Raw genomic sequence first — 11501 nt, 5'->3', positions numbered from 1 at the left:
AATAACGACCCGCGTGTCGTGGAGCACACCCGACCGGTGAGGACACTCCACTACGACGAGGCATCGGAGCTGGCCTACTTCGGTGCGAAGATCCTCCACCCCTCCTGCATTATCCCTGCGAAAATGGCAAATGTGCCGGTGAAGCTACTCAGCACTATGGATCCTCAGGCAAAAGGGACGCTGATCTCCAACCGCATGGACGAGGGAGCACTCAAGGCGATAGCCGCCAAGGACGGCGTCACCGTGCTTAGGATCCGCAGCACGAGACTTCTGCTCTCGTATGGCTTTCTACGCAAGATCTTCGAGGTCTTTGAGGCAAATCGGACACCGATTGATATGGTCACCACCAGCGAGGTATCAGTTTCCGTCAGCATCACCGACACAGACCGACTGGAGGACATCCTCGCCAATCTCCGGCGCTTCAGCACCGTCACCCTCGACGCCCCTATGACGATCCTATGTATCGCAGGCGATCTCAATTGGAAGAACGTCGGCTTCGAGTCCCGCGTCATCGAGGCGGTAAAGGACCTGCCGGTACGGATGATCTCCTTCGGTGGGTCGGACCACAACGTCTCGGTAGTGGTGCGGGCGGAGGATAAGGAACTGGCGATGAATCAGCTCCACAAGCACCTCTTCATGGAGCCGGAGGATGAGTAACCGCCTTGGCACCTGGGTCTACGCCACCCGACCTCACACCTTAGGGGCATCCATTGCACCGATGCTGGTGGTGCTGGGAGCACTGATCGCTGAGGGAGTATTCGACTTCTGGCCATACCTCTGCGCCCTACTTGTCGCCCTAACAGCGCAGATCACCAGCAACTTTGCCAACGACTACTTCGATTATAAGGGGGAAAAGGACACGGCAAAGAGAGTTGGATTTCGGCGTGTGCTGGTGACCGGCGAAGTGACCCCACGCGAAATGCTGACCGCCATGCTGATCTCCACAGGGATCACCATCCTCTCCGGCATCGTGGCTGTGCTGCTGACGGGAGCGTGGTGGCTCATCGCCGTGGGTCTGCTGGTGCTGATCGGCGTCTATGCCTACTCCTACGGGCCCTATCCCCTCTCCACCCATGGGCTGGGAGACGTGGCGGTGGTGCTCTTCTACGGGATGACCCCGATCATCGCCACCTACGGAGCCATCGGAGGCACCCCGCCGCTCTACCTCCTCCTCCTGTCGGTCGGCATTGGGATCTGGGAGGACAATATACTCGTCTGTAATAACTACCGGGACTACGCCGAGGACAAGGAGAGCGGGAAGCAGACGATCATCGTCCGTATGGGCGAGCGCTTCGGCCCCACAATGTACCTCCTGAATAGCATTCTGACGGTGATACTCCTCACCGCCGGGATCTACCTCGCCACCCGGAGCCCGGGACTGACCGCCGCTGTACTGGCGATAGCCCCACTCGTCGCTGTACTCACCGTCTACATCTACCGCTGTCACGGACCGGAGCTCAATAAGCTCCTTAAGTACACCAACATCGTCTCCCTGGTGATCGGCATTCTCCTTCTTATCCTCCAGATACTGTGATATTTGGGGGAAAAGTAAAAGTTCTGGTCGATTCTTATACGTAATTCAAAATCATTGCTTACCTTTGCACAATAATTGGTTCGCTGGTCGACTAACGGCTGTCGAATCGACAAGAACAAGATTTTATCACTATCATCAAGTAGTTATATCATGAAGAAGATTTTCGCAATCGCATCGATCGCACTGGCACTCGGACTTGGTCTGGCTGCATGCGATGGTAAGCAGAGCAAGGAGGACGAGGCTATGGCTCAGGCCAAGGCTGACTCTCTGGCTGAGGTAGCCCGTCAGGACTCTATCGCCGCTGTACGTGCCGCCGTGGCTGCACCCTATGTCGGTACCTACGAGGGTGAGCTGCCCGCAGCAGACGCCTCCGGTCTTCGTACCGTATTTGTAGTAACCCCCGAGGGTGGCTACACCTACGACCAGGCTCTCGTCAGCGATGGTGAGCAGAAGTTCCACGACAATGGTACTTTCACCATCGATGAGAATGGCATCATCGTCCTGATGAGCCAGATCAATGAGGAGACTGCAGCTACTCCCTTCATCCGCATGCAGAAGGATGAGGAGGGCAATCTGATCGTCGTCAATGCCGATGGCACCCTCCCCGAGGACGTAAAGGCTTACACTCTCGTCAAGAAGTCTGAGATCGCCGAGACCATGGAGTAATCCACTGACCTCGGTCGAGTAACCAAGCAAGAGAGAGGGATGCATCCGAGCAGGATGTGTCCCTCTCTCTTGTCCTTGCATATATAAGGCTTCATCCCGCAGCTCTACATTATTGCGACAAGAGTCCATGGGCCGACCGAGCATCTCCACCAGGAATCCCCCCCAGAGTCAGGGAAATATCTATTACCGGTATTAGTGATCACTAAACCCGGTAATAGTGAAGTCTATTACCGGGTTTAGTCAAAAGCATATCTGTGAGAAGAACTTCTCCAAGTCTATGTCTGCATTCCACTCCGCTCCCTCGTTGCTCACATCTCGACTGAGAGTCCCTCGAGCGTTGTCCTTGGTTTCTGTCCGTCAGGCACGAGAGTTCGCTTATGCTTCTTCAATGCCAAGGGTGACCCCTTGATGCTTGCAAGTCACTATGGGGTCCGTTGCGCATTTGGACTTCGACCATAGAAGACCTTTGCAAAATGGTCTTTCGCCGAAAAAGCACAGCTTTTTCGGCAGAGACTTTGCAGAATACTCCAGATGCAAGGAGCTGAGAGTGAGGGCGAAGGGAGTGTGCTTACGCACATGACAAAGCCCGAATCTCGAAAGTGACGCCGCAGATGGGGTATTATGCAAAGGTCTCCACAGATGTATGACCTGCCCGTCATACAATAAGAGGGTCACCGAGACCAGTGTCCCGATGACCCTTGAGTGTGGTGAGCCCTCCTAGGAGAGAGGGCTGACTTGTGCAGCTTACTTGCTTATGAGAGCGTCGATAGCCTCCTTGAGCTTGTCCTTAGGCTGAGCGCCTACCTTGCGCTCCACCACCTCACCGTCCTTGATGAAGAGGATGGTGGGGATGCTGATCACGCCGTAGCGTGTGGGGATCTCGGTATTGGCGTCCACGTCCATCTTACCGATGAGGACCTGCTCGGCGTCGTACTGCTCGGCAAACTCCTCGATCATCGGGGATATCATGCGGCAGGGCCCGCACCACTGCGCCCAGAGGTCTACGACCATTGCCTTACCTGACTTCAGGTGCTCGTCAAAGTTAGCGTCTGTAAATTCAAATGCCATAATCTGATTGTTTATATGAAGTGTAATACTACAATTAATCTATCTATTATCGTGCCACATCGGTCAGCTCAGATGATATTTGACATCCTCGAAGGACTTCAGCGAGTCGATGAAGTCGCTTGTGATGGTCAGCCGTCTGGTGTGGTTGCACATCTTCAGCGTGACCTGCTTCTGTCGGTCTATGATGTAGAGACTGAGTGCTACGCCTCCGGGCTTCAGCTCGCTCGCTCCACTGACGATGGTGTCGTACAGCTCCTCGGTGATGGAGTCCTCAGGGATGGCTATGTCCAGTGAGGAGAAGGCCGTGTCCACCACCTGATCCAGTAGCTGTATCGACTGTACCTCACGGAAGGGACGACCGCCCTCCCACTTGGGGGGACTGACCTTCACGGTCACCATGATATAGAGTCCCTCCTTGCCGAAGTTTCGATAGGTGGTGAATTGGTCCCCGAAGAGGAATAGCCGCCCCTCTCCGTCGTAGTCCTGTAGGGTCAAGATACCGTAGGGATTACCGCTCTTGGAGGTCCGCTCCACATAGTCGGTCACTACGCCGCCGAAGCGAAGTGCGCCCTTGCCAGCATAGCTGTCCAGCCCATCAGTCACCTCGCTACAGGGGATGTTGCAGAGCTCCCTCAGGATCAAGGCATACTTGTCGAGAGGGGAGGCGGTGATGTAGATCCCGAGGAGAGACTTCTCCTTATTCAGCTTCTCGATGTCGCTCCAGGGCTGTGCTCGGTGGTCGGGTGCAGGGCGGGACATTTCCTGGAAATTAGCGTCCCCGAAGAGTGACGCCTGGCTGGACATCCGGGAGGCACGGCTCTCCTCGCTGAAGCGTAGGAGCTTGTCGAGGAAGGTCTCCTTCTTGGGCGTATCATCCGGATCGAGGTAGTCCTCTCTGCTGTAGTTGCCAAAGGAGTCAAAGGCACCGCTCAGCACCAGCGACTCGCACGTCTTCTTAGTCGCCACGCTGGCTGGGATGCGCTCGAAGAAGTCGTAGATGTCGATGTAGGGACCATTCGCCTTCCGCTCACTGACGATGTCCTGGGCAGCAGCGTTGCTAAATCCCTTGATCGCACCGAGACCGAAGCGGATGTCTCCATTCTTATTGGCTGCAAAGGTACACTCGGACTCATTGACGTCCGGGCAGAGTACCCGGATGCCCATCTGCTGACAGGTACCTATGTACTTGGTGATCTTAGCGATGTCGCTGAGATTAATGCTCAGCACGCCAGCCATGTACTCGCTCGGGTAGTGAGCCTTGAGGTAAGCAGTCTGATAGGAGACCCAGGCGTAGCAGGCGGCGTGGCTCTTATTGAAGGCATAGGAGGCAAATTTCTCCCACTCGGACCAGATGTGCTCCAGTGTATCGTCGGGGTAGCCATTTGCCCGTCCACCCTCGAGGTACTTCACCTTGAGGGCTTGCATCATCTTGATCTTCTTCTTCCCCATCGCCTTACGGAGGTTGTCCGACTGACCGCGGGTAAAGTTGGCGATCTTTCGCGAGAGGAGCATCACCTGCTCCTGATAGACGGTGATCCCGTAGGTCTCTGCGAGGTCCTCCTTCATCACCGGCAGCTCGTACGTGATCTCCTCCTGGCCATGCTTTCGAGCGATGAAGGAGGGGATGTTGTCCATCGGTCCCGGACGATAAAGGGCGACCATGGCGATGAGATCCTCGAAGACTGATGGCTGCAGATCCTTGAGAGAGCGCTGCATGCCGGGGGACTCAAACTGGAAGATCGCCATCGTGTCCCCGTCACTGAAGAGCTTGTAGGTCAGCTCGTCATCGAGGGAGATCTTATTGATGTCGATGTCGACCTTATGATTAAGCTTGACGTTATCCAGCGCAGCACGGATGATCGACAGCGTCTTCAGTCCGAGGAAGTCCATCTTGATCAGCCCGGTAGACTCGATGACGCTGCCATCATACTGGGTGACGAGGATGTCCTTATTGGTGAGGCTGTCGAGGGTGACCCAGGAGGGGACGACGTCCGAGATCGGCATCTTGCTGATGATGATACCGCAGGCATGGACGCCGACGTTGCGTACCGTGCCCTCCAGCTGCATGGCGTACTTCAGCACCTCCTTCTGGAGAGAGTCCGGGCCATACATGATATCGCTGAGCTCCGGGACATTCTGCACAGAGAGCGCGACAGAGGGATCTTTCTTGTCCCCTATGCGGTCGGGGATCATCTTGGCGAGTGCATTGGTCTCCGGTAGTGAGAGCTGGAGCACGCGTCCCATATCCTTGATCGAGCTCTTTGCCGCCATCGTGCCGTAGGTGACGATGTGAGCCACGTGGTCGGCTCCATACTTCTCGGTCACCCACTCGAGGATCTGCTGTCGTCCCTCGTTATCGAAGTCGACATCAATATCCGGGAGGGAGATGCGGTCAGGATTGAGGAACCGCTCAAAGAGGAGATTGTATCTCAGAGGGTCAAGGTCGGTGATGGTAAGGGAGTAGGCGACAATGGATCCGGCGGCAGAGCCACGACCCGGACCGACGATGATCCCGAGCTTTCGCGCATTGACGATGTAGTCCTGCACGATCAGGAAGTAGCCGGGGAAGCCCATCGTCTTGATCACATCCAGCTCGTAGTCCAGCCGCTCCTTCACCTCGTCAGAGAGTTCCTCACCGTACCGCTTCTTGGCACCCTCGTAGGAGAGATGCCTGAGATAGTCGTCGGCATCGGCAAAGCCCTCCGGGATGGGGAAGTCCGGCATGAGCGGGTCGCTGTCGATGGAGTAGATCTCCACCTTGTCGAGGATCTCGTCGGTGTTACTGAGTGCCTCCGGGACATCGGCGAAGATCTCATTCATCTCCTCAGTACTCTTGAGCCACTCCTGCTTGGTGTATGTGAGCCTATTAGGGTCGTCAAAGGTCTTGCCCGTGCTGAGGCAGATCAGTCGCTCGTGCGCCTCGCCATCTTGCTCGTTTGCGAAGTGGGAGTCATTCGTGGCGATCAGCTTCACGCCCTCCTCGGCAGCGAGCTGGATGAGTACCTTATTTACCTGCTGCTGCTTCTCGTAGGTCTCTCGATTGCCGCGTTCCTTGTCTGTCTTGTGCCGCTGCAGCTCCAGGTAATAGTCCTCCCCGAAGAGTCCTTTGAACCACCGAATAGCATTTCGAGCCCCCTCAATGTCTCCATGAAGGATATGCTGAGGCACCTCTCCGCCAAGACAGGCGCTGGAGACGATCAGTCCCTCGTGGTACTTCTCGAGCAGTCCCTTGTCGATCCTGGGCTTGTAGTAAAATCCGGTCGTGAAGGCCTCGGACGCCATCTTGATCAGATTATGATAGCCTTGCTTATTCTTTGCCAGTACGATGAGGTGGTACCCACTGCGGTCCTCGACGGTGCTCTTATTCTCCCGACCATTGCGGGCACAGTAGCACTCGCAGCCGAAGATTGGCTTGAATATTTCCTTCCGCTTCTCCTCGATCTGTTGTCGGATATCCTCCTGAGTCAATGGATCTGACTCTTCAGACAGCTTTGCAGAGAGCTCCTTGATCTCCGTCTGGATCGGCTTATTGATCTTGTTGCAGTGATCATGCAGAGTCTTGATTCCATACATCACGCCATGGTCGGTTAGAGCCATACCGCGCTGACCGTGCTCCCGAGCCGCCTTTACCAGCTCCTCGACAGGTGATGCCCCGTCGAGGACGGAAAAGTAGGAGTGGACGTGTAGGTGTACGAAGGGTCTCAAGTCTGCCATTTTACTCTCTTATCTTAGGTCTCTGTAGGTGTCAAAAAACTGCTCCTCGGTCATCATTTTTATACCAAGTTGCTCCGCCTTGGCGAGCTTAGCCGGTCCCATATTTTCCCCATGCACGAGGAGTGAGGTCTTGCCGGAGATGCTGCTGCCGACCCGCGCCCCGTGACGGGCGAGCAACTCCTTAAGCTCGTCTCGTGTGATGGTGTGGAAGACTCCGCTGATCACGATTGTCTGTCCGGCGAAGGTCTCAGAGGTTGGTCCGGTAGGCTCTTCCTCAGCGACCTCAAAGTGAAGCCCGGCAGCCTTAAGATTAGCAACCAACTCTATAGATCGTGGCTCTTCGGCAAAGTCTCTCACGCTTCTGGCGATCATCGGACCCACCTCGGGGATGCTCTGGAGCTCCTCTTCAGAGGCCTCCAGAAGTCGGTCCATCGACTTGGCATAGGTCGCCAGTGTCTCCGCCACCTTGCTCCCCACGAGGGGGATACCGAGGGCGAAGAGTACCCGCTCGAAGGGCTTCTCCTTGCTCTCGTCGATGCTCTTCAGGAGATTCTTCGCCTTCGTCTCCTTGAAGAGCGGCAGTCGGAGCAGATCCCTCTCGGTGAGCGTGTAGAGCTGATCCACCGATCGTAGACCGAGGATCGTAGTGAGGGCGTGGATGCTGCTCGGACCGATAAAGATGTCCATTGCCTTCCGGCTGCAGAAGTGCTCGATCCGCCCCTCTACCTGCGCGGGACAGTCCCACCGATTGGGGCAAAAGAGTCCAGCCTCTCCCTCATGTCGTACGAGTGAAGAGCCGCACGACGGGCAGTTCTCCGGCATGGAGACCGGAGCTCCCACTTGTTCGTCTCTCAGGTCCTTGCGTACAAGTGTGATCTTGGGGATGATCTCGCCCCCTTTCTCCACCGATACCAGATCCCTCTCGTGGAGATCCAGGTTGCGAATGAAGTCCTCATTATTGAGTGTTGCTCGTGAGACGGTGGTCCCGGAGAGCTCCACAGGCTCCAGCAGAGCCACAGGCGTGACAATGCCGCTCCGCCCGGTCTGGTAGCAAACTTCCACAAGTCGTGTGATCGCTTTCTCGGCATCGTACTTGTAAGCGATTGCCCACTTGGGGCTCTTCGCTGTCATACCGATCCGCTTATGGAGGGTATAGTCATTGACCTTTAGCACCACGCCATCCGTCGCTACCTCCAGCTCATGCCGGTGGAGATCCCAGTACTCGAGGCACTTGTCTACCTCCTCTACCGAGTGACAGAGGGCGCTGTGCGTGCTGACCGGTAGCCCCATCTCCCGCATCCTATCCAGTCGATCGGAGTGGCGTACTGGTAACCAATCCTCGTCATCGCTGAGGAGGTAGTAAAAGCGAGCCGTCGGACGGCGATGGCTCACCACGGCAGCGATATTCTCTTTCGTCTTGATCGTGCCGGAGACTGCGTTCCGAGGGTTTGCAAAGGGAGGCTCGCCCGCTTCCTCTCTTGCCGCATTGAGCCGCTGAAATTCCTTCCACGGAAGCAAGATCTCGCCCCTCACCTCTACTCGATCAGGGAGATTATCCCCCTTGAGTCGGAGAGGGATCGTCCGGATGGCGCGGATCGCCTGCGTCACATCATCGCCGTACTGCCCGTCCCCTCTGGTGAGTGCTTGGTGGAGCAGTCCCTCCTCGTAGATTACAGAGATGGAGACGCCGTCAAACTTCAGTTCCGCTACCAGCTCCGGTGCCTCGCCAACAGCTTCAGTGAGCCTACGGTAGAAGTCCTCCACCTCCCCTATGCTATAGGTATTGGCGAGGGAAAGCATCGGCACCTTATGGGCGACCGCCGTACCGGTGGCGACCCCGCCGATGAATTCGCTCCCCACCCGCTGCGTGGGCGAGAAGGGAGTGATCAGCTCCGGATGAGCCTCCTCGAGAGACTGCAGCTCCTTCATCAGGAGATCGAAGTCCCTATCGCTGATGGTGGGAGCGGAGAGGACGTAGTACCGATACTCGTGCTCCTCCAGCTCGCGTCTCAGCTGCTCTACCCGTCGGCGGGCTTCGTCGAGGGTCATTACTTCAGGAGGAAGGTCGAGGAGACGGTGATACTTGCGGTCTTATCGATGTCTGAGGTATTGAGTGTACCACCCCAGGAGTAGCTCTCATTGGCGTAGCGTCCAAGTATCTGGAAGACGCCCATCTGAGACTTCTGTAGGGCACCAAGGCTGCCGTGGCTCGCTTTGGCGATTGATGCAGCACGGTCGCGTGCATCAGCGGCTGCGGCATCGAGCATCTCCAGCTTCAGGTCCGCCATCTTGGTGTAGTAGTAGTTGGGCTCGCCCACCATTACGGTGACGTCAAGATTGATGAGCTCACCCACAGCCTTAGCGGTCTTGTCTATCTTGTCCACATCCTCTGAGGTGAGGACAATCGTCTGGCTCACATCGTAGCCGTCGTGCTCCTCGACGTAGCGGTCCTGATTCTTATTGTAGTAACCATTGACCCGCTCATTGTACGATACACCGAGGGTCTCCATCTCCTCGTCGGTAAATCCGTGTGAGCGGAGGAAGTCAACCACGACGCCCCTCTGACGCTCTACCTCGTCAAATCCCGCCTTAGGGGAGCTGCTATGGTTAGTGATCGTGAGACTCCACGTAGAGAGGTTGCTACGGAAGGACCGCTCAGCGCTGCCCTTTACGGTGATCGTGCGAGGTCCGTCGTTGCGGTGCCGCAGAGCTGAGCCACCGATCCATACCGAAAGGACGACAGCTACAGCGATGATCAGTGTACCGAGGATGTTTCTTTTGCTATTCATGGTGCTATGTGGTGATTGAGGTTTTATCTGTTGCATACAAAACTACGAAAAAAAGGACACCTAATGTGCCCTCTTTTCGACCTCTCTCGCTCCCTGAGAGGTAGGTGATAGAGAATGAGGAGAATAGCCTGTCAGAGGCTGATCACCGGCTGATCCATTTTGTCCGGATCCTCTGAGAAGCGAGCATCTCGCACAATGAGCCACTCCTTTGCGTAGGTATTGTAGAGGTCGATCCGGAAGTTCTCCGCCCCGAGCCGGTCCATGGCGGTGGTCACCTTGCGCACCGTGATCGTGCTGACATCGAGCGCCGGGAGGTAAGTGGGGCGGGAGGTCTGTTTTGGATTGGGCTGACGGATCAGCAGCCGGCAGAGCACCAGTTTGTCGAGCGTATCATTGACGACAATGATCGGCAGGTGGCACTCCTTAGCTAGCTCCTCACCATTGTACACCTCCCCCTCGTGCTTAAAGGCGAGACAGATCTTCTTCATCAGAACCACGGCGATGAAGTCCCTGAAGCGCCTCGAGATATGCTCGCTCTCAGAGCGGAAGTAGTAGTACTCCACGTTCTGGATCGAGTAAGCGAGCTGTGCACCGAAGAGTGCGATCACCCACGACATCTGGACGAAGAGGAGGAGCAATGGTACAGCTGCGAAGCTTCCGTAGATCGCATTGTACTTACTTACCCACAGCTGTCCGGTAATGTAGATCATCTGGAAGAGCTGGAAGACCACACCAGACAGCGTCCCCGCTATCAGAGCTGGACCGGTGCGGACCCGAGTGTTGGGCATAAGCTTGTACAGTGCCGTAAAGATCAGAATCCAGATCAGGTAGAGACCGAAGCCGCTCAGGAAGGAAAAGAGCGGGGAGAGAGAGAGCTCACCGAAGAGCTTGAAGCTCGAGAATGAGCGGATAAATACATTGAGACCACTGGTCAAGGTGATCAGGAAAGGGAGGATTAGGAAGTAGGCCATAGACCCGAGGATCCGCCGGCTATAAGGACGGGGCTCCTTGATGTGCCACACCTCATTCATCACATCCTCGATATTGAGCATCAGTCGCACCACCGTGTAGAGCAAGGTACCCACTCCGATGATGATGAAGGTATTGCTGTGGACCACATTCATATAGCTCTCGACGAAGTCAAAGGCTTGTGTCAGCTCTGTGTAGTGACCGGGGAAGTAGTCGTAGAGCTGTCTCTGCACCGAGCTCTGCATCCCGAAGCCCGCCGCAATACTGAGCACCACGGCAAGCATAGGGATGATCGCAAGAAGCGTGGTATAGGTGAGGGCGGAGGCCTTGCGACCGAGGTTGCCGTCGGTGTACTCGCGTATCGTGATCACAATCACCTGTAGCACCCGCACCATCCACTTCTGTCCACCCCTGAGATCGTCCTCACGGAGGCGCCAGATCTCATCGGAGAAGAAGCGCTTGGCCTTCCTGCCACGTCGCGTCACTCGGGAGAAGAAGCCCTTGCGCTGCTCCTTCTCCCTCCTTGACCGGATGGTCTGTAGGCGCTCCTCGTAGCCGGGGAGGTCGTTGCTCTGATGGATGTCCTTCTGGTCGCTGGGCATGTCTGATCGGATCCGGTGTGATATAAAATAGAAGTAACCTATCCCCCTCGGGAGAGGATGGTAAGCCGGGTTCTGTCGAGATGGCAAGGCCATCCTCCCTGTCATTAATCTAGGGAGCCGGTCACCCGACTCCTCTATCGATCTACCCCCCGGCATCGG

The 11501-nt window shown here is 56.1% G+C and carries 7 protein-coding genes and 1 pseudogene; 3 read left to right on the top strand and 5 right to left on the bottom strand.

Annotation, left to right across the window (positions count from 1 at the left end; genetic code table 11):
* The 3 genes and pseudogenes from Q0F21_RS02810 to Q0F21_RS02800 form a co-directional block, all read left to right on the top strand.
* A pseudogene (locus tag Q0F21_RS02810) lies at positions 1-657 on the top strand (aspartate kinase); the annotation flags it as partial.
* Positions 650-1534 (top strand): 1,4-dihydroxy-2-naphthoate octaprenyltransferase, encoded by an 885-nt coding sequence (gene menA, locus Q0F21_RS02805; protein ID WP_297237199.1) that lies wholly within the window; start codon positions 650-652, stop codon positions 1532-1534. The pseudogene Q0F21_RS02810 and the gene menA, both read left to right, overlap by 8 nt.
* Positions 1535-1684: 150 nt before the next feature.
* Positions 1685-2200 carry a copper resistance protein NlpE N-terminal domain-containing protein gene (locus tag Q0F21_RS02800; RefSeq protein ID WP_297237197.1) on the top strand — a complete coding sequence of 172 codons (516 nt, stop codon included), beginning with the start codon at positions 1685-1687 and terminating at the stop codon, positions 2198-2200.
* A 744-nt stretch (positions 2201-2944) separates the two neighbouring features.
* On the opposite strand, the gene trxA is transcribed toward Q0F21_RS02800, so the two are convergent.
* From trxA to Q0F21_RS02775, 5 genes are all read right to left on the bottom strand, one after another.
* The gene (gene trxA / locus Q0F21_RS02795; RefSeq protein WP_297237195.1) at positions 2945-3268 is read right to left on the bottom strand and encodes a thioredoxin; all 324 of its coding nucleotides are present in this window, start codon (positions 3266-3268) and stop codon (positions 2945-2947) included.
* A gap of 63 nt (positions 3269-3331) precedes the next feature.
* Positions 3332-6982, bottom strand: coding sequence for a DNA polymerase III subunit alpha (dnaE, locus tag Q0F21_RS02790; protein ID WP_297237185.1), 3651 nt, complete (start codon positions 6980-6982; stop codon positions 3332-3334).
* 9 nt (positions 6983-6991) lie between these two features.
* A complete protein-coding gene (gene ligA / locus Q0F21_RS02785) occupies positions 6992-9031 on the bottom strand; it encodes an NAD-dependent DNA ligase LigA (protein WP_297237183.1) in 2040 nt (679 codons plus the stop codon).
* The gene (locus Q0F21_RS02780) at positions 9031-9771 is read right to left on the bottom strand and encodes an SIMPL domain-containing protein (RefSeq protein WP_297237181.1); all 741 of its coding nucleotides are present in this window, start codon (positions 9769-9771) and stop codon (positions 9031-9033) included. The genes ligA and Q0F21_RS02780 overlap by 1 nt, the downstream gene beginning before the upstream one ends.
* A gap of 131 nt (positions 9772-9902) precedes the next feature.
* Positions 9903-11342, bottom strand: coding sequence for a YihY/virulence factor BrkB family protein (locus tag Q0F21_RS02775; RefSeq protein ID WP_297237180.1), 1440 nt, complete (start codon positions 11340-11342; stop codon positions 9903-9905).
* Positions 11343-11501 lie beyond the last annotated feature (159 nt).

Source organism: uncultured Porphyromonas sp. (genome assembly GCF_934359325.1).
Taxonomy (GTDB): Bacteria; Bacteroidota; Bacteroidia; order Bacteroidales; family Porphyromonadaceae; genus Porphyromonas_A.
Note: the sequence above shows the minus strand (reverse complement) of the source record. Positions and strands in the feature narration are given on the sequence as shown.